Source organism: Delftia tsuruhatensis NBRC 16741, from assembly GCF_001571325.1.
GTDB classification, from domain to species: Bacteria; Pseudomonadota; Gammaproteobacteria; order Burkholderiales; family Burkholderiaceae_C; genus Comamonas; species Comamonas tsuruhatensis.
Genome location: NZ_BCTO01000010.1, coordinates 116,445 through 135,336, shown reverse-complemented (window position 1 = coordinate 135,336; position 18,892 = coordinate 116,445). Strand labels below are relative to the sequence as shown.

The following is an 18,892-nucleotide window of genomic DNA, read 5'->3' as shown; positions in this document are numbered from 1 at the left end:
CGCAGGCAAGCCCGCTATTGTGCAGACAGGTGCCGCTGCTTGCTCACCACCGACCGAGATAAACATACATCCGTGTATGTTTCTCAAAAAGTCATGGCAGAAACCGCCATAAAAAAAAGAGCATGCTTTGCTTGCTACACAAGCGTTGCACGCTCTCTGGACCTGGGGAAAATCCGGACTGGACAGATGTTTTTTTACAACATGTTCTGCAGGAATGCCTGGGTCCGTGTGTGCCGCGGCGCCGCAAAGAATGCTTCCGCAGGGCCTTGCTCGACGATCTCCCCCTTGTCCATGAAGATCACGCGATTGGCCACTTCACGGGCAAAGCCCATCTCGTGGGTCACGACCAGCATGGTCATGTGCTCCTGCGCCAGCTCGCGCATGGTGCGCAGCACCTCGCCGGTCAGCTCGGGGTCCAGTGCGGAGGTGGGCTCGTCGAACAGCAGGATGTCGGGCTCCATGGCCAGGGCCCGGGCAATGGCCACGCGCTGCTTTTGCCCGCCCGACAGACGGTTGGGATAGGCATCGCGCTTTTCCAGCAGGCCCACCTTGTGCAGCAGCGCCTCGGCCTTGGGCACGATCTGCTCGCGCCTGAGGCCCTTGACGATGATGGGCGCTTCGATGACGTTCTCCAGCACCGTGAGGTGCGGGAACAGGTTGAAGGACTGGAACACCATGCCCATCTTGCGGCCGATCTGGCGGATCTGCGCCTCGGGCACGTAGTGGGCACGGCCGTCGGCGCCACTGTCCACCAGCACTTCGCCTTCAACGGCGACACGGCCGCTGTCAATGGTTTCCAGGTGGTTGAGGCAGCGCAAAAAGGTGCTCTTGCCCGATCCCGAGGGACCGATGATGGCCACCACCTCGCCACGCGCCAGCTCCAGCGAAACGCCGCGCAGCACCGGCACGCCGCCAAAGCCCTTGCAGATGTTCTGCGCCGAGATCATGGTCTCGGGCGCGTTATCACGCGTCGTATTTGGCATGGCGTTTTTCTAGGTATTGGAAGATCCAGGTCAACACGAGAGTCATGACCAGATAGAAGCCTGCGGCCACCACGAAGGGCGTGATGGTGAAATCGCGCTGCACGATGCCGCGCGCCGCGCGCAGCAGATCGTTCAGGGCCAGCACGTAGATCAGCGAGGTGTCCTTGACCAGGGTGATGGTCTCGTTGCTCACGGGCGGGATGATGCGCGCCCACATCTGCGGCAGGATGATGCGGCGCATGGTCTGGCCGTAGCTCATGCCCAGCACCTTGGCGCCCTCGTACTGGCCGCGGTCCACGGACTGGATGCCCGCGCGGAAGATTTCGGCGAAGTAGGCGGCGTAGTTCAGCGCGAAGGCGACCACGGCGGCCGGGAAATCGGGCAGGCGCACGCCGATCACGGGCACGAAGGGCAGCGCGAAGTAGATGAACAGCATCTGCAGCATCAGCGGCGTGCCGCGCATCAGCCAGATGTAGCCGCCGACCAGCCGGCTCAGGGCGGGAAAGCGGGAGATGCGCATCAGCGCCAGCGACAGTCCCAGGGGAATGGACAGCGCCAGGGTGATGACGAAGAGCTTGAGGGTGACCAGGGCGCCGGCGGACAGCGGCCCCATGAGCGAGATTACATATTCCATCGAATGGCCTCAGTGCGGTGCGCGGCCCCGCCGGCATCGGCAGGATCCGGGCAGCCACGGGCGCGTGCGTCCCAGAACGCAAAAGACCGGCAATGCCAGGCTGGCCTTGCCGGTCGCATGGTGTGCCGGATTTACTTGATGATGTCCTTGCCGAACCACTTGGAGGCGATTTCGGCGGCCTTGCCGTCCTTCTTCATCTCGGCCAGCGCGGCTTCGAGCTTGCCCAGAACTTCGGTGTCCTCCTTGCGCAGGCCCACGCCGTAGTCCTCGGTGCCGAAGTTGTCCTCGAGCACCAGGTACTCGCCAGCCTTCTTGGCCACGTGGAAGCGCCCCACGACCTCGTCGACCACGACGGCGTCCAGGCGGCCGGCCGACAGGTCCATCAGCGCGGTGATGTTGTCGCCGAAGGTCTTCAGGTCCTTGAAGCTGGCGGCCACGGCGGCGTCCTTCTTGATGGCGTCCACGGCCGAGCTGCCATCCTGTGCACCCACGACCTTGCCGGCCAGGCCGGCCTTGTCCTTGATGTCGGAGTCGGCGCGCACGATGATGATCTGGTGGTTCTCCATGTAGGGCGCGGTGAAGGCGATGTTCTTCTTGCGCTCTTCGGTGATGGTCAGGCCGTTCCACAGCGCGTCGACGCGCTTGCCGACCAGCTCGGCCTCCTTAGCGCTCCAGTCGATGGGCTTGAAGTCCACCTCCACGTTCATGCGCTTGGCGGCTTCACGCGCCATGTCGATGTCGAAGCCGACGATCTCGTTCTTGTCGTCACGAAAGCCCATGGGCGGGAAGTTGTCGTCCAGGCCGATCACCAACTTGGTCATGGCTGCCGGCACGGGGGCGGCAACCGGCGCGGCGGCGGTCGATGCGGACTCGTTCTTGCCGCAGGCTGCCAGCAGTGCAGACAGGGCCACCATGGCCAAGAGGGTGCGTTTTTTCATGGCTTAAAGCTTTGGAGTGGAAAAAGCGAAAGGCGGCGGCCGCTGCACGCAAGGTGCGCAATCGTTGTAATGAATGGTTCCTTGGCGGAACCTTTGTCTCGGTTGGGTGCCGGCGCCGAATCCCGTATTGTCGCGCAGACCGGCGCCCCCCGCCAACACGCTGGATCAAGACCGTGCAAATCGGCAAAGGGCGAGAGATGCCTGCCGGTCACTGCAGCATGAAGGTCTTGTACTCGAGCCGGTTGAGTTCGCGCGAGAGCATGAACAGGCCCACGCACAGCGTCACCAGCATGGCCAGGCAAAAGCCGTAGCCATAGAACGCGGCGCCCAGCGCCAGCGAAATGCCCGTGAAGGCGATGTTCAGCACCACCAGCAGCAGGCACAGCATGAAGACGATGCGCCGCTCGTCCAGATAGAAGAACACGTTGAGCACGGCCATCACGCCCACCTGCAGCCCGGCGCCGACCACCTGCACATGCAGCAGCGGCAGGTACAGCTGGGAGATGCCCAGCAACTGCAGGATGGCCGGTCCGGCCACCAGGGTGACGAGAACGGCCAGCGTCTGCACCTTGGCGATCTCGCCCAGGCCCGCCTGGATGGCGTAGACCATTTCGTTGCGCATGGACTCGATGTACTCGAGCGATCCGCCGCCGCGCACGGCATCGAAGAACTTGTCGTAGTACTCGACGAAGTCGGTCTCGATGCGCACCAGAAAGACCGCCATGCCCGGGATGATGGACAGGTAGGACAGGAACACCGGCAGGTCGTAGATCAGCGAGGCCCTGAGCCCGCCGATGATCTGCTGCGAGGTCGGCGGGTAGTACCAGAACATGAACTTGTCGATCCAGATGCCCAGGTTGTAGAGCACGCCGATGGCGATCAGCGCCGGAAAGATCAGCGAGCGCTGCGTGAAGTCGAAGGCGATCCAGCGCTTTTGCAGCGGAAAGCTGCGCAGCACGATCAGCCACATGCCGGCCAGCAGCAGCACGTGGCCGATCACGAAGCTGGCCAGCAGCCCTTCCAGCCCCCAGTACCGCAGCGGCAGCGCCAGCAGCACGATGAGCAGGTAGGTGGCGCCGAACAGCCCGGCAATGGCCCGGTAGTGCTTGAGGCCCGACAGCAGCACGGTCATGACCCAGACCACGCACATCAGCGTGAAGCCCGCCAGCATCAGCACGCGGTACAGCAGGCCCTGGCCCGGCAGCACCACGAAAAGCGCCAGCGTGCCCAGCGCGCTGGCAGTGGCCACCACGACCAGCAGCAGGCCATGCAGGTTGGGCAGGATGCTCTCGTCCTTCTTGAGGAACAGCTGGTCCGAGACAAAGCGCGTGAATGCCAGCTGCGCCGCCCCGGTCAGGATCAGGCTGCTGGCCACCAGGTAGGTGACCGAGGTCTGGAACTGCGTGACCAGCAGCGGCGGCGCCACTACGCTGACGCTGAACACCCCCACCAGCAGGATGCCGATGATGGAGAACACCCACGGCCCCGAGCCGATCACGCCCGCATAGGCGTAGGCCTGGAGCACGCTGGTCAGCGTGTTCTTGCGCAGCAGGTGGCGCAGTTCGAATCCAATGCCAGCCATCAGTGTTTTTCCTCGGACTGTTGCAGCGCCCTGTCATAGACCTGCCTGTAGCGCTCGAACAGCAGCCGGTCGGAGTAGTAGCGCTCCACGCGCGCAATCCCGGCCGCGCTGGCGGCCTGCCATTGCCCGGGCGATGCCAGCAGCTCCAGGCAGGCATCGGCCAGTGCCTCGGGGTTGGCAATGCCGACCACGCGCCCGCACGAGCCCAGGGCCTGGTCCTCGGGCCCCAGCCCGTCGATGAGCTGGCGGCACGAGCCCACGTCGGTGCTGACCACGGGCACGCCGGCGGCCTGTGCTTCGAGAATCACCAGGGGCAGCGCCTCGCTGATGGACGACAGCACGACCACGCCCACCTTGGGCAGCAACTCCTCCACCTTCTGCATGCCCAGAAAGCGTACGTTGGCCTGCAGGGCCAGGCTGTCCACGAGGTTCTGGCATTCATCGGCATAGGCCGGGTCTTCGGCCGTGGGGCCGGCCACCCAGGCCTGGGCCTGGGGCATCCGGTTGACCACGCGGCGCATGGCGCGGATGAAGGTCTTGATGTCCTTGATGGGCACCACGCGGCCGATCAGGCACAGCACGGGCGGCGTCTCGGCCGGCCGCTGGGTGCGCAGCGGCGCAAAGCGCTCTATGCGGATGCCGTTGGGAATGCTGACCGTGCGCTCTGCCGCCGCGCCATCGGCCACCTGGCGCAGGCGGTTGTTCTCGTACAGCGCAATGATGGGATCGGCCGCGCCATAGCAAAAGCGCCCCATCCAGTCGAAAAACCGTATCCACATCTGCCGGAAGAACGACACCTCCATGGGGTCGCGCTGGAAGATGTTGCGGTTGTCGCGGATCCAGGTGCTCTGCAGCAGGTCGATCTGCCGCTCCTTGGTATAGATGCCATGCTCGGACAGCACCAGCGGCAGGCCGCGCGAATGGTGCAGCAGCCCCCCCAGAAACCCCGCATAGCCCGTGGAGACCGTATGCAGCACGCGCACCGGAATCAGCCCGTGGGCGATGCGCGCCATCAGCCACAGCGGCTGCAGCATGATGCGCACGGTCCAGAAGAAGTCCACGAACGATGGATCGGTGCAGTGGCGCCGGTAGCTGTCGCGGATCAGGTCCCAGGCGAATTCGCTGTGCAGGAAATCCTCCAGCGGCAGGCTGCCGCCGGGCTGCAGTTCCAGCGCAATCGAGCGCATGGCCGCCAGCACCTTGGCCCGGCTTTCGGCACTGCCGTCATGTGCCTCCAGCGCTTGCAGGAACTCCCGGGCCTTGGCCAGGGCTTCGGGATGGCCGCGCGAGGGCGCGGGCTGGATGTTGGAGTGCAGGGCGTCAAAGAGGAAATGCTGCTCGAAGTGCACCACGTTGGGCGGCAGCGCGTAGCGGAAATCGCCATAGTCCTCGCGCCGGCTTCCCAGGAAGACGATGGCGAAGCGGTGCTCGGGATAGGCCTGCAGGATCTGGTTGACCCAGCTGGACACGCCGCCGCTGACATAGGGAAACGTGCCCTCCAGCAGCAGCGCGATGTCCGCACTGGCCGCCGTGGGGAACTGGCTCGCACGGCTCATGAGGCACTCCAGTAGCGGATGCTGGGCTTCAGGCGCGGCAGGGCATGCTCGATGTCCAGCGATCGCATCAGCGCCTGCGCCTTGGCGAACTCGCGCCGCTCGAACAGCAGCTCGGCCTGGTAGGGCACGACGCGCGCGGGCTCCATGCCCAGCGCCAGCGAGCGCTCGTAGCAGGCCAGCGACTCCACCTGCCTGCCCTGCAGATGCAACAACCGGCCACGGCGCAACAGCAGCAGCGCGTTGTCGGGCCGCTGGGCCAGCACCAGGTCGCAGTAGTGCAGGGATTGCTGGATGGCGTGGTCACGCACATCGCCCTGCGCCACGCCCTGGTAGACCAGCTCCGCGTACAGGTCGGTGAGCGCCCGAGCCGCCTGCAGGCCGCGCGGCCCGCAGGGCGCATCGCCCTCGGACTGGCGGGCATGCTCGAACAGCTGAAGCTCCTGGTGGATGGTCTTGCTGATCTCGCGCTCCTTGGCGTCCAGCATGCTGTAGGCCAGCAGGCGCAGGTCCTCGCTGGAATCGCCCAGCGCCGTGCGCAGCATGGGCGAGGCAATGCGCCCCGGCACGCTGCCCAGCGCCACCATGGCCCGCATGCGCGAGGCGACGGGCACATTGGGATTGGCCAGGAAGGACTGCAGGCCCGCCTGGCGGCGGCTGGTTCCGGACTGCTGGTGCGGGTCGAAATCGGGCAGGGGCATCACCGGAAAGCGCTGGCCACCGCGCGGGCCGCGCTGCGTGTGCAGCGCAATGGTGGCCACGACGGCGCCCAGGATGCCGGCCACCGGCACGGCATAGGCAAACAGCCCCATCAGCGCCACCAGGGCCAGGCGCTGGCGCACCGACCTGGCCGAGGTGGCCAGGAACGGCGCCAGGCACAGCGCCAGCAGGCCGCTGGCCAATCCATGGGCCATGAGATAGCCCAGCAGGGCGGCGTCCGACTGGCTGCGCAGCAGCCACAGGCTGCTCCAGGAGGCGATTTCCGCGGCCAGCGCGCCCAGGGCCAGCTTGAGGTTAAGCATGGCCCTGCCCCATCTGGTGCAGCCGCTCCAGCACGCTGATGGCCGAGCAGCGGTCCAGCAAGATGGTGCGCGGGAAGATGCCCGCATCGGCCAGCGAGGCCACGCCGCGCTGGGCCAGCCAGGCCTCGATGCGGTTCAGGTAGCCCTCGGCCGTGGCGTTGGTGCCCAGCGGCATGAAGATGGCCAGCAGCTGCCGGCCATCGCGCTCCTGCAGCCAGGAGCGGTCCAGCATGCGCTCCAGCCGCATGATCTGCTGGGCCATCTGCGCCTGGACGGCCGACGGCGACAGCTCCAGCGCCACCACCACGCTGCTCAGGCGCGCGCTGCGGTTCACATGCTCCATGCGCTGCACCTCGAAGGCGAAGTGCGGCGGGCAGTCGGGATAGGCCTGCAGCAGCGGTGCGGCCAGGCTGTTGGCGGCCACGCTGTCGGTGTAGTAGCCCAGCAGCAGGTTGATGGTCTGCAGCGCTTCTTCCTGCAGTGCGAAGAAAGGCATTTCCTCGACCAGCAGCAGGCCGTAGATCTCGCCTTCCAGGTCCAGCATGGGCGCCACGACGATGTACTGCGTCTGCTGGCCTTGCGCCATGCTTTGCGAGATATGGCACAGCACATGGCTGTCCAGCGCCTGGCGCACCAGCGGGTCATGGACATGGATGGGCCGCTCGCCGCCCAACTGGGCAATGGGCGTGGGGTCCAGCACATCGTTGCGCACGGGCACCAGGCTGGCCACGCTGATCTGGCTGAAGCGCGCCAGCAGGTTGAGCAGGCTTTGCGCATCGCCCTCGGCGCCGCTGAGGCCGCTGAGCACGTTGATGGCGTCGCGCATGGACACGGGACGGCCTATGAGCTCCTGCTCGAGGCGGTCATGCGACAGGCGCAGCAGGTAATGCTGGCGGATCAGCTGCTCGGTGCGCTGGTCCATGTAGTTCTGCGCCGTGCGCGCACGGCGTATGCGCGCGCGCCACAGGCTGGAGATCTCGCCCACGACCATGACCAGGATCAGGCCGCCCAGGAAATACTGTTCGGGAAACAGCGACAGATCCCGCTGGTTGACGCCCAGCCATGCCAGCAGCAGCACACCGGACGCCGACAGGCCGGCAACGGGCCCGTAGCGCAGGGCCACGACCACGGGCGCCAGCCAGGCCCAGGGAAACTCCGCCTCCACCCACAGGGGATTGGCGGGGTTGGCCCACATGCCGACCAACAGGGCCAGCAACGGCAAAAGCAGCGTCTCTCCCACCACCACCCAGGGCTTGGCGCTTGTCTGCACAAGCAGGCCCAGGGGCGAACCCCTGAATTCCGCGGCAATGCCGGCTCGGCGCGGTGCATCGGGATGCGGTGCCGCCTTGGGCGTGGTGGCTTGGTCTGGCATGGAAAATCGTTCCTCGATGCGCTTATCGGGCGTTGGCCAGGCCCGTGCCCAGCAGATTGCGGATCAGCTTCTGGCCCACGGCGGCCAGGGCCTCGCGGCTCCAGCCGCTTTGCGCGCCCGCGCCGCTCCACACGGTGGCGCCGGTGCCCACGTCCACGATCTCCAGCGTCACGCCCACGGCCGGTTCGCCATCCACTCCGACCTTGTAGCGCCATTCGTCCACCGCGCCCGTCAGCGCATAGCGCACGCCTTCGCCGCGCGCCCAGGCCAGGGCGTCCTCGCGGCGCTTGGCGTCGCGGCCGTCGAACAGCGTCTCCTGCAGCGCATCGCCCGTGTAGCGCTTGACCTGGCCCACGCCGCGCGCATTGATCAGCGCCGTGGCGATGGCGGCGGCGCGGTTGCCGGCCATGGGTGTCTCGGTGTGGTTCTCGAAGGGCAGCACGGCCCAGCTGGCGTTCGTCTCCAGCGCGGGCGCCGTGCCCCGGTCGATGGTCGAGCAGGCAGACAGCAGGCCGACAAGGGCCATACCCGTGAGCACGCGAAGGCGGGAGGCAAAAGAAGTGCGGTGTGTCATGGAAAGGCTCCTTGAAGTCTTCGGATCAGTAGTGGAGGCGGTAGGTGAGCAACAGCTCGCGGGTATTGCCCACGGTGTTGATGCCCGACTTGGACAGGTTCAGGCCCAGCGCGAGGTGGTCCGCGCCGAACAGGCTGGTGGCCAGGCCCATGCCCAGCTCGTAGCCCGCGCCGTTGATGCTGTGGTGCGTCAGGGCCAGGCTGGCATAGGGCCGCAGCGCGCGCGTGTATTGCTGCTCGTAGCCCGTGTTGAACATCATCTGCAGGCCCGAGAAGCGGAAGCTGCGCGGCAACAGATAGTCGATGGTGGGATCGTTGAACGCAGGCAGGTAGCCCAGGATGGCCGCATCCCTGCCCTGCAGCAGCGCCGGGTCGGTGCGGCTGTAGCGGTGCCAGGAGGTGAAGGCGCCGAACTGCAGGGTGGGTGCCTCGCTGCGATAGGTGTGCAGGTATTGCAGCATCGCATGGTTGCCGGAGCCCACGCGGGCGCCGCTTTGCACGCGGTAGCGCTCCGATGCCAGCTCCAGCGTGATCTGGTCCAGGCGCGAGAGCTGGTAGCTGCTGCCCAGCGACACGCGGTCCTTCATGCCGCCCATGCGCATGGCCAGCGTTTCCTGCGTGGCCAGGTGCCGGCCCAGCGATGCCTGCAGGCTCCAGCGGCTGTCCACGTTGTAGGTCTGCGTGAACTGCATCGGCGTGTAGCTCTCCAGGCTTTCGCGCCGGCCCAGCATGAACTCGCTGGAGGCCGACTGCGTCTTGCGCGTCAGGCGCAGGCCGATGCCCCACTCCTGGGAGGGTCCGCGCACCAGGGTGCTTTTGTTGACCGTGCGGCGCACGTCCTCGGCATCCAGGTCCAGCGCCCAGCGGGGGTTGAGACCCACATGCCAGCGCAGCCGCGAGACCTGCTCGTCGATGGCGTCCATGCGGCGATTGCGCAACTGCAGGCCGCCGTAGTCGCTGAAGGCCAGCAACTGCTCGGTCAGCCCCAGGTGCAGGGGATCGTCGTCGGGCTGGTAGGCCATGCTCTCGAAGCCCGCGGTCTGCGCCAGCCGCACATCGCCCACCATGGCCGCCGCGTTGATGCGGTCGTAGCGCGGCAGTGCCTCGTCATGGCGCTGCAGCAGCTGCCCGGCCTGGGCCACATCCTTTTCCGCCAGGGCCACCGTGATCTCGGCCCACAGCGGTGCGCTGGCACTCTTGCTGCGGCTGCGCGCGTACTGCTGCCAAAGGTAGCCGCGCTCGGCCTGGTATTCGCCGCGCTCCTGCAGCCAGGCGATGGCCAGCTCGGCCGCAGCGGCGGAATGCTCGCGGCGCCCGCCTTGCAGGTCCATGCGCAGCAGCTCGCGCATCAGGGCGAATTCGGCATCGCCCTGGGTATGAAAGAGCATGAGCCGGCTGCGTGCCTGGCGCTGGACCTCGTCCAGGCCCTCGGCGGTCAGCCAGCGGCGGGCCGCATCGGCCGAAGGGCCCTGCTGCGCACGCGTGCGCGCCTTCTCGCGCTGCCACAGCTGCTGCCTCAGGTTCCAGGCCTGGTCCGCCTGCTGGTTCTGCTCCAGCGCGTCCGCGTACTGCATCATCCACAGGAAGTCGTCGGCATGCTCCGTGCGGTGCGGCTTCAGATACCGCTCCAGCGCAACGGCCGGGCGCGACAGCGTCATGTAGGCCGCCGCCAGGGCGCCGTGCATGTCGGCATCACGTGCCCACACGGGCTCGGCCGCCGCCAGCAGCAGCTTGAGGGCCGCCGCGTTCTGCGTGTCGATCAGCAGCCACATCAGGCCCTGGCGCAGCGGCGTGGAGCCTGGGTCCAGCGCCAGGCCCTTCTCGAAGGCTTCCATGGCCTTTTTCGGCTGCGCAGTGCGCTGGTAGTAGGCGCCCAGGATCTGGAAGAAGGTGGGCTGGCCCATCAGGCGCTTGAGCAAGGCCGGGTCGGCCATGATGCGCTCGACCTGGCGGCCGATCTGCGTCCAGTCCTCCTGGTCCTCCAGCAGGTAGAAGGCCTGTGTCAGATGGCGCACGTCCTGGAACTGCTCCCAGGCATGCAGGGACATCTGGGCCGCCTCGCGCCGGTCGGTGCGCTGCAGCAGGCGGATCACTTCGTCGTAGTCGCTGATGCCGGCGTGCGGCGTCTGCAGCAGGCGGCGGTAGGCCTTGAGCGTCAGCGCCTCCTGGCGCTGGTCCTGGGCCAGGTCGCCCAGCAGGCGCCAGTACTCGCCTTCGTCCTGCATGCCGGCCGGAACGCGCGTCTGTGCGTCTTCCAGCCAGCGCAGGCCCAGCGCCGGCTCGCCCTGCAGCAGCGCGAGCACGGCGGCGGGCATGACATGGGCCGGCGTGCGCTGCTCGGGATCGCTGAGCACGCGCTTCCATGCCTGCAGCGCCAGCGGCGAACGGCCTGCGCGCTCGGCCAGCTGGGCCAGCAGAATCTGCGACTGCGGCGTGCTGCCGTGCTTTTGCAGATAGTCGATGGCCGCGCCCGGCTCGGCCTGGCGCTCATAGGCCTGGACCAGCGCCTGCAGCAGCGCGGCATCCTGGGGACGGCGGCTCAACTGGTGGCGCAGGCCGGCAATCAGGGCGCGGTCGTCGAACAGGCCCGGCGCCAGGCGCATCACCGTCTTCCAGGCATCTTCACGGCCCGTGTTCTGCGCAATGACCAGCCAGTTGTCCAGGGCCTGCTGCTGCTGCCCCATCCATTCGGACACCTGGGCCAGGCGCTCGCGCCAGGCCATGTCCTGCGGCGCCTGGCGCACCGCAGCCGTGGCCACGCGCCAGGCATCTTCCAGGTTGCGGTTTTCGAGGAACACCTCGTAGCCCAGCTGGTAGGTCTTGTCGTCAAAGGGCAGGCCCGGCGGCGGCTTGCGTGCGGGGTCGGCCGTGCGCAGCATGCGCCAGCCCGGGGCGGTCCAGGCCACGGGCTGCAGTGCCCAGGCGCCGTCGTCGGCCACTGCGGACGCTACGGCCGGGCCGGCTCCCGAAGCGCCTGCCGCCTGCACCTGCCATTGCTGCAGCAGGGACAGCTGCAGCAGCCGCTTGGCATAGCGCTCGGCCTCGGCCCGGTTGCCGGCCGCGCGCGCCAGGCCGATGAGCCTTCGCAGCGTTTCCGGGTCGCTGCCCAACAGTTCTTCCTGCTGGCGCGCCAGCGCCAGCGCTTCGCTGGCACGGTTGCCGGACTGCAGCACCTGCAGGGCCTGCCAGAGATAGGCGCGCGACTGCGGGACGTCTTCGGTCGTGGCGCTGGCCTGGCGCAGCAGCCGGGCCGATTCCTCGTACAGCGACATGCCCAGCGCCTGCCGCGCTGCGGACTCATAGACCTGCGCCTTGCGCGCGGGATCGCCCTGGCGGGCGGCCACATCGTCGTAGATGCCCAGGGCCAGCGGTGCGTCCTTGAGTACCAGCGCCGAAGAAGCCAGGTACAGCGCCTGCTCCTGGGTCAGACCCGCCAGCGGGACCTCCTTGAGCGCCTGCATCACCTGGAGCCCCAGGGCATCGGCCTGCCCTCCGGCGCGATGGTCCTGCTTTTGCGCCTCCAGATAGTTCTGGTAGGCGGCCTGCCAGCGCTCCCAGGCCTGGACGGCGGCGCTGGGCAGCGCCTGCTTGGCTGCCTCTTCGCGCGCCAGCTTGATGGCTTTCAGGCGCTCCTCCTTGGCCTTGAGCAGGGCGCGCAGGTTTTCATTGCCCGGGTCGCTCTTGAGCAGGTTGCTCAGGTAGTTGTAGGACAGCTCGGAATCATCTCCGGTGACGGAGAGCCGGCGCTCCAGATCCTGCTTGGGAAACAGCATCCACAGGGCACCGCCGATCAGTACCGCCAGCAGCACGATCAGCCAGAAGGGAACCGTGACGGGGCGCTCAGAGCCCCCGGCATTGCGCTTGGAGTTCAACACTGTGATGGGTACTTCTGAAGGAACGGAGGTTGGAGCTGCCCGTATCGGCACCCGCCACGGCAATGAGGGGATTGGCGGCGTTCAGGGAACTCAGCGCACAGCCGGACGGCAGGTGCATGCGCAGCTCCAGCGGCACATGGCCCTGCAGGGTGAAGCGCACGCCGCCATCGGCCTGGGGCAGCCATTGCGTGAGCCGGGCATTGGCATCCACCAGATAGGGGCGCACCGCGGAGGCGGCCGCGCCTGCGGCATCCTGCTGCACCAGGTATCCGGCGCCGCCGGCCAGGTGAAGGTAGTTGCCGTCCGTGCCCTTGGCATAGCCGGCGATGCCGCGGCTGGCAGCCATTGAAGGCAGGGCCATGCCGGGCGGCATGCGCAGCGTGCGCAACTGGCCCGGGCCCCGCAGACGCCAGCCCTGCGCGTCGCGGCCGATGGCGAATTCGTAGAAATCCTGCACCTTGCGGATGTACTCGGAGCTGTAGACCGGGTTCAGCCGCTGCGCCAGCGCCCACTGGTAGACCTTGTGCAGGGCCTTGATGCTGGCCTGCTTGCTGGCGGAGTAGGAGTGGTAGTAGATGTCCACGGCCTTCATGCGCCGGGGCGCGTCGGTCATCTCGAAGGTTTCGATGACGCGCTCGAAGCCGTAGAACGGCCCGTGCCAGAGGTTGGTGTAGATGTTCTCGTTGGTGACGGGCGCATAGATCTGCAGATGGCCGCCCTTGCGCAGGCCCCAGCTGCGCACCTCCGTCAGCGAGGGATTGCTGCGCGTGATGGCCGTGTCGCCGCCATTCATGTTGAGCAGTCCCGCCGCGTCGGAGATGGCCAGGGCCTCGGCGCTGGGCGCCGTGTTGCCGGTCCACAGGAACACGTCCACCGGCTTGCCGGGCGGCGCCAGGCGCTTGCGGATGTAGTCGACCGAGCCATTGATCTCCCGGTTCATGTCCATCTGGTAGCCGGGGATGTGGAGGTTGAGGTTCACCTCCTTGCTGTCATCCCCGTCGGGCGCTGCCCCGGGCTCCCAGAAGAAGGGATGGGAATAGGAATGGCTGGCGATCTCGACATGGGGCATGGCGAAGATGCGCTTGGCAATGCCCTCCAGCTGGTCGGCCCACTGCGGATACAGGCCCTGCGGCGAGACTTCGGCCTCGATGACCGAGATGGTGTGCGGAATCCTGTAGCGCTCCAGGATCTCGCGGCGCAGCACCTCGCCGGCGAAGGGCGTGCCCGGCAGCTCGGCCTTGGAAGGAAAGCCGTCCCCGTCCACATGGGCCAGCAGCAGGCGGCGGCCGTTCTCGGTGGTGACGTCGGGCACCGGAAAGTCCTGCAGGCGCAGCGCCTCGCGCAACAGCGCGAAGGGGTCGATCACCCAGCGCGACTGGTCGGTGCCCGGCATGCCCACCACCACATAGGGCATGAGTGCAAAGCCGCCCCAGGGCGTGATGGCGGCCGACACGAAGCGGCGCCCCCGCTTGTCGTCGAAGGACAGCAACTCGCGGCTGCCCCTGGCCATCTGCGGCGTGAACTCCCAGCCTTCGTAATCGTGCGCTGGCTCGGCCGGCTGCATCTCGAAACCCATGACCGGCGCCTTTTCGGCGCGCCGCAGCGGGAACACGGGTGCCGCTTCCGTGCTGCGCGTGCCCAGGGCGGCCGACATGGTGCGGTCCTGGGACAGGCCCAGCGTATTGAGCACCAGCAGCGGCATGCCCTGCTGCACCTGGTTGGCCAGCCACTGCCGCACGCTTTTGGCCCGCATCTCGGGCACCGCGCCGCCGAACCAGCTCACCACGCCGGCATAGCGGTCGCGCGACACGCCTTCGGGCAGGGGCTCGCGCACATCGGCGTAGTCGGCGACGTAGCCCATGTAGTTCAGGGGCATTTCCAGGAAGCGGTGCGCCGATGCGCCGTTGATGGACGGATAGTCGGCACCGTTGTAGAGAATCAACACCCTGCGCGCCACCGCCTCCACCTGGCCTATGCCCAGGGTCTGCAGCCCGGCATCGGAAACCCAGGGGATGATGCCCAGCTGCGCAATGCGGCGGGCGGTCTCGCGCGTGGCGTCGCGGTCATGCGGGGCCACGTAGTCGATGGACAGCACCGGCAGGCGGTCGCGCTCGCGGATGGTCTGCAGTTGCTGCAGCAGCCATTCGCGGTCTTTCTCGGGCACGTTCACATAGCGCTTGAGGCTGGCATCCCAGCCCCGCAACAGCGACTCGGCCGCCACCATCTGTACCTTGTCCCTCACGCGCGGCACGATCTCGAAGCCCCGGTTCAGGATCAGGCGGATGCCGGGATAGCGCTGGTGCAGCGTCTCGATGACGCGCACCAGACCGTCCTGCTGGGCCTTTTCGTCGAAATTCGCGGCCAAGCGGTAGGAGTCCAGCGTGTCCAGGAAGAAGCCGCGAAAGCCCTGCTTCCACAGCGGCGCGATCACCTCGTCAGCAAAGAAGGCGGGCCACTGCGCGGGTGTCTGGTCCAGGACGATGGACTGCCAGGCGCCGTTGCGCGCCATCTTCCAGGCCTCGGGAATCTTGCCGAAGTAGGCGCGCTCGGGCAGCACCTCGGCCACGGAAGCGTAGGCATACAGCTCGCTGCCCGGGGCCTGCTTGCGAAACCGGACCGGGTCATAGCCATGGCCCGGCTCCACGACGGCAATGTCGTAGAGGCTCAATTCACTGAGCGATGCCTTGTTCCCGTAATAGACAGCCACCGCGGGTTCGGCAGCCTGCACCACCCAGCCGCACAGCAACCCCCAGCAGACCAGGCAGCTTCGCAGGAAACCGTTCATGGCCTTCTCCTCAGGGCGTGGTGATGCCCCATCAATTCATAGTTTTTATGCATCAAATTTCTTAACAATTTGATGAAAGCTATCGTCAATCCGACGAAAAGCGGGCCGAGCATAACGTTGTTTGTCTACAAATGTGTTTTCTCCCTACTTTTGTGCTCAGCCCACTTGAACCCGGGGAGAAGCTGGGTTATTGCGATACTAGGCACGCCAAAAAATCACCAATGAGAGGTATTCATGATCCTGGTCACAGGCGGCGCCGGCTTCATCGGCTCCCACACCTGCGTGGAGCTGGCCGCCGCAGGCGAGCCCTACCTGATCTACGACAACTTCAGCAACAGCAGCGCCGACGTGCTAGCCCGCATGGAACGCATCACGGGCCGGCGCCCGCTGTGCGTGGAAGGCGATGTGCGCGACCGCGCCGCGCTGGACCGGGTGTTTGCCGAGCACTCCATCCGCGAGGTGATCCACTTCGCCGCACTCAAGGCCGTGGGCGAATCCGTGGCCCAGCCACTGCGCTACTACGAACACAACGTGGGCGGCACGGTCGCCCTGCTGCAGGCCATGCAGGCAGCGGGCGTGCACAGCCTGGTGTTCTCCTCCTCGGCCACGGTCTACGGCGACCCGGCCAGCCTGCCGATCCGCGAGGATTTCCCGCTGTCTGCCACCAACCCCTACGGCCGCAGCAAGCTGTGGATCGAGGAAATGCTGGCCGACCTGGACCGCGCCGAGCCCGGCCAGTGGCGCCTGGCACGGCTGCGCTACTTCAATCCCGTGGGCGCCCATGAAAGCGGCCTGATCGGCGAGGACCCGCGCGACATCCCCAACAACCTCATGCCCTACGTCTCGCAGGTCGCCATCGGCCAGCGCCAGCAGCTCAGTGTCTATGGGGATGACTACGCCACGCCGGACGGCACGGGCGTGCGTGACTACATCCACGTCACCGACCTGGCGCGCGGCCACCTGGCGGCGCTGCGCCATCTGCGTGAACAGCAAGGCCTGCTGACGGTGAACCTGGGCACGGGGCGCCCGGTCTCGGTGCTGGAGATGGTCAAGGCCTTCGAGCGCGCCAGCGGCCGCCCCGTGCCCTACCAGATCGTGGCGCGCCGCCCCGGCGACGTGGCCCAGTGCTGGGCCGACCCCGCCGAGGCCGAGCGCCTGCTGGGCTGGAAGGCCATGCTGGACCTGGACCGCATGTGCGAGGACGCATGGCGCTGGCAAAGCCAGGCCGCAGGTCTCAAGCGCTGAACCCCGCAGCGCCTGCGGACGCCGAGGGCGTGGTATCTTTTCGCCCTTGTTTCACGCCCTAGCCACGAGTCTGCCCATGCTTGCCAAACGCATCATCCCCTGTCTTGACGTCACGGGAGGGCGCGTCGTCAAAGGCGTGAACTTCGTGGAGCTGCGCGATGCGGGCGACCCGGTGGAGATCGCCGCGCGCTACAACGCCCAGGGCGCGGACGAGCTGACCTTCCTGGACATCACGGCCACCAGCGATGGCCGAGACCTGATCCTGCCCATCATCGAATCGGTGGCCAGCCAGGTCTTCATTCCGCTGACCGTGGGCGGTGGCGTGCGCACCGTCGAGGACGTGCGCCGCCTGCTCAACGCGGGCGCCGACAAGACCAGCTTCAACTCGGCCGCCATCGCCAATCCCGATGTGATCAATGCCGCCTCCGACAAGTACGGCGCGCAGTGCATCGTCGTGGCCATCGACGCCAAGCGCCGCACCGCCGAAGACGAGCAGCGCATCGGCACCGACGGCCGCGCCGCCGGCCCCGGCTGGGATGTCTACAGCCACGGCGGACGCAAGAACACCGGCCTGGACGCCGTGCAGTGGGCCGCAGAAATGGCGCGCCGCGGCGCGGGCGAGATCCTGCTGACAAGCATGGACCGCGACGGCACCAAGTCCGGGTTCGACCTGAAGCTCACGCGCGCCGTCAGCGACGCCGTGCCCGTGCCCGTGATCGCCTCCGGCGGCGTGGGCTCGCTGGACGACCTGGCCGATGGCGTGACCCTGGGCGGCGCCGACGCCGTGCTGGCCGCCAGCATCTTCCACTATGGCGAATTCACCGTGGGCCAGGCCAAGCAGCGCATGGCCGAGCGCGGCGTGCCCGTGCGCCTCTGATACGGCGCGTCGGCGGACTCCTTCATTTCAGTTTTCCATGGCGCTCGCGCCGCCCACAACCCATGAAACCGGCGCGGCCCAAGGGACCAGGGACAGCGAGCAAGGGCCGCCCCGCAGCAAGGCTGTCGTCTCCCTCCCGCGCAGCGAGAGAGGGGGAAGGCGCGAAGCGACTCAGGGGGTGTATTTTCAATCCAGGCAATTCCTGACAATGCTGTCACAGGGATTCCAACCCAGGATATTCACAATGCAGGCAATGAACTGGCTAGATCAAGTCAAATGGGATGCGCAGGGCCTGGTGCCCGTGATCGCGCAGGAAAAGGACACGGGCGACGTGCTGATGTTCGCCTGGATGAACCGCGAGGCCCTGGCCAAGACGGCCGAGCTGGGCCGCGCCGTCTATTTCAGCCGCTCGCGCAACAAGCTGTGGTTCAAGGGCGAGGAATCGGGCCACGTGCAGACCGTGCACGAGGTGCGCATCGACTGCGACAACGACGTGGTCCTGCTCAAGATCACCCAGACCGGCCACGAGCCCGGCATTGCCTGCCATACGGGGCGCCACAGCTGCTTCTACAGCGTGCTGCGCGATGGCCAGTGGCAGGCCGTCGATCCGGTCTTGAAAGACCCCGAATCGATCTACAAATGAATTCCACGAACATGAACGACACCGCAAGCACTTCCTCGCAGGACGCCCTGGCGCGCCTGGCCGCCGTCATCGAAAGCCGCAAGCCCGCCAACGGCGGCGACCCCGACAAAAGCTACGTCGCCCGCCTGCTGCACAAGGGCCCGGATGCCTTTTTGAAGAAGATCGGCGAAGAGGCCACCGAAGTCGTCATGGCCGCCAAGGACGCAGACCATGGCGGGGACGCCGGCAAAATCCTCTACGAAGTGGCCGATCTGTGGTTCCATAGCATGATCGCCCTGGCCCACTATGGCCTGACGCCCGCCCAGGTCGTTGCCGAGCTGGAGCGCCGCGAAGGCACCAGCGGTATCGAGGAAAAGGCGCTGCGCAAGGCCCAGGAACGTGATGTGAACGAGAAAGGACCGCTGCCATGAATGACGATTACATCGAAGTCCGTGCCCTGGACCAGTCCCGCATCGAAGGCCTCAAGGCCTGGGGCTGGGTCAGCTACCTGCTGCACCTGGTGGTGGCCGTGGCCGCCGTCGTGCCCGGCGCCCAGCCCAGCATCGCGCTGCTGGTGATCGCCCTGATCATCGACCTGGTCAAGCGCGGCGACGCCGAAGGCAGCTGGATGGCCAACCATTTCTCGTGGCGCATCCGCAGCGTGATCTGGGCCGGCATCCTGTACCTGGTCACGGCACCTCTGTGGCTGCTGTTCTTCGTGCCCGGCTGGATCGCCTGGACGGTGATCTCCATCTGGTTCCTGTACCGCATCGTGCGCGGCATGGTCGCCATGAACCGCAACCAGGCCGTGGACCGCTGAAGCCGCCGGCC

At 66.9% G+C, this 18,892-nt stretch carries 15 protein-coding genes; 5 read left to right on the top strand and 10 right to left on the bottom strand.

Annotated elements, in window-relative coordinates:
• Nucleotides 1–194: 194 nt before the first annotated feature.
• The 10 genes from DTS01S_RS03655 to DTS01S_RS03610 form a co-directional block, all read right to left on the bottom strand.
• On the bottom strand, nt 195–983 hold the full coding sequence (locus tag DTS01S_RS03655) for an amino acid ABC transporter ATP-binding protein (protein WP_287142218.1): 789 nt from the start codon (nt 981–983) through the stop codon (nt 195–197).
• Entirely contained in the window at nt 964–1,617 is a 654-nt protein-coding gene (locus DTS01S_RS03650; protein WP_012207336.1) for an amino acid ABC transporter permease, read from the bottom strand. The genes DTS01S_RS03655 and DTS01S_RS03650 overlap by 20 nt, the downstream gene beginning before the upstream one ends.
• 131 nt (nt 1,618–1,748) lie before the next feature.
• Nucleotides 1,749–2,555, bottom strand: a complete 807-nt coding sequence (locus tag DTS01S_RS03645) for an amino acid ABC transporter substrate-binding protein (protein WP_016445573.1) — start codon at nt 2,553–2,555, stop codon at nt 1,749–1,751.
• A 208-nt stretch (nt 2,556–2,763) separates the two neighbouring features.
• Entirely contained in the window at nt 2,764–4,137 is a 1,374-nt protein-coding gene (gene pelG, locus DTS01S_RS03640) for an exopolysaccharide Pel transporter PelG (protein ID WP_016445572.1), read from the bottom strand.
• The gene (gene pelF / locus DTS01S_RS03635; protein WP_061287366.1) at nt 4,137–5,693 is read right to left on the bottom strand and encodes a GT4 family glycosyltransferase PelF; all 1,557 of its coding nucleotides are present in this window, start codon (nt 5,691–5,693) and stop codon (nt 4,137–4,139) included. Before pelF ends, pelG begins: the two co-directional genes overlap by 1 nt.
• Nucleotides 5,690–6,712, bottom strand: coding sequence for a hypothetical protein (locus DTS01S_RS03630; protein ID WP_016445570.1), 1,023 nt, complete (start codon nt 6,710–6,712; stop codon nt 5,690–5,692). The genes pelF and DTS01S_RS03630 overlap by 4 nt, the downstream gene beginning before the upstream one ends.
• Nucleotides 6,705–8,084, bottom strand: a complete 1,380-nt coding sequence (locus tag DTS01S_RS03625; RefSeq protein WP_016445569.1) for a PelD GGDEF domain-containing protein — start codon at nt 8,082–8,084, stop codon at nt 6,705–6,707. Before DTS01S_RS03625 ends, DTS01S_RS03630 begins: the two co-directional genes overlap by 8 nt.
• A gap of 22 nt (nt 8,085–8,106) precedes the next feature.
• Nucleotides 8,107–8,658, bottom strand: coding sequence for a hypothetical protein (locus DTS01S_RS03620; protein ID WP_016445568.1), 552 nt, complete (start codon nt 8,656–8,658; stop codon nt 8,107–8,109).
• A gap of 25 nt (nt 8,659–8,683) precedes the next feature.
• A complete protein-coding gene (locus tag DTS01S_RS03615; protein ID WP_061287365.1) occupies nt 8,684–12,532 on the bottom strand; it encodes a tetratricopeptide repeat protein in 3,849 nt (1,282 codons plus the stop codon).
• Entirely contained in the window at nt 12,498–15,317 is a 2,820-nt protein-coding gene (locus DTS01S_RS03610; RefSeq protein WP_061287396.1) for a bifunctional glycoside hydrolase 114/ polysaccharide deacetylase family protein, read from the bottom strand. Before DTS01S_RS03610 ends, DTS01S_RS03615 begins: the two co-directional genes overlap by 35 nt.
• A gap of 234 nt (nt 15,318–15,551) precedes the next feature.
• Between DTS01S_RS03610 and galE the strand changes: the two genes are divergently transcribed.
• The 5 genes from galE (at nt 15,552) to DTS01S_RS03585 (ending at nt 18,881) form a co-directional block, all read left to right on the top strand.
• Entirely contained in the window at nt 15,552–16,562 is a 1,011-nt protein-coding gene (gene galE / locus DTS01S_RS03605) for a UDP-glucose 4-epimerase GalE (protein WP_016445565.1), read from the top strand.
• 76 nt (nt 16,563–16,638) lie between these two features.
• Complete coding sequence (gene hisF / locus DTS01S_RS03600) at nt 16,639–17,439, top strand: imidazole glycerol phosphate synthase subunit HisF (RefSeq protein WP_017406260.1); 801 nt, start codon at nt 16,639–16,641, stop codon at nt 17,437–17,439.
• 244 nt (nt 17,440–17,683) lie between these two features.
• Nucleotides 17,684–18,082, top strand: coding sequence for a phosphoribosyl-AMP cyclohydrolase (hisI, locus tag DTS01S_RS03595; RefSeq protein ID WP_174538852.1), 399 nt, complete (start codon nt 17,684–17,686; stop codon nt 18,080–18,082).
• Nucleotides 18,079–18,492: a phosphoribosyl-ATP diphosphatase gene (locus tag DTS01S_RS03590; protein WP_016445563.1), complete on the top strand. Its 414-nt coding sequence runs from the start codon at nt 18,079–18,081 to the stop codon at nt 18,490–18,492. Before hisI ends, DTS01S_RS03590 begins: the two co-directional genes overlap by 4 nt.
• On the top strand, nt 18,489–18,881 hold the full coding sequence (locus DTS01S_RS03585) for a DUF4870 family protein (RefSeq protein ID WP_013800783.1): 393 nt from the start codon (nt 18,489–18,491) through the stop codon (nt 18,879–18,881). Before DTS01S_RS03590 ends, DTS01S_RS03585 begins: the two co-directional genes overlap by 4 nt.
• Nucleotides 18,882–18,892 lie beyond the last annotated feature (11 nt).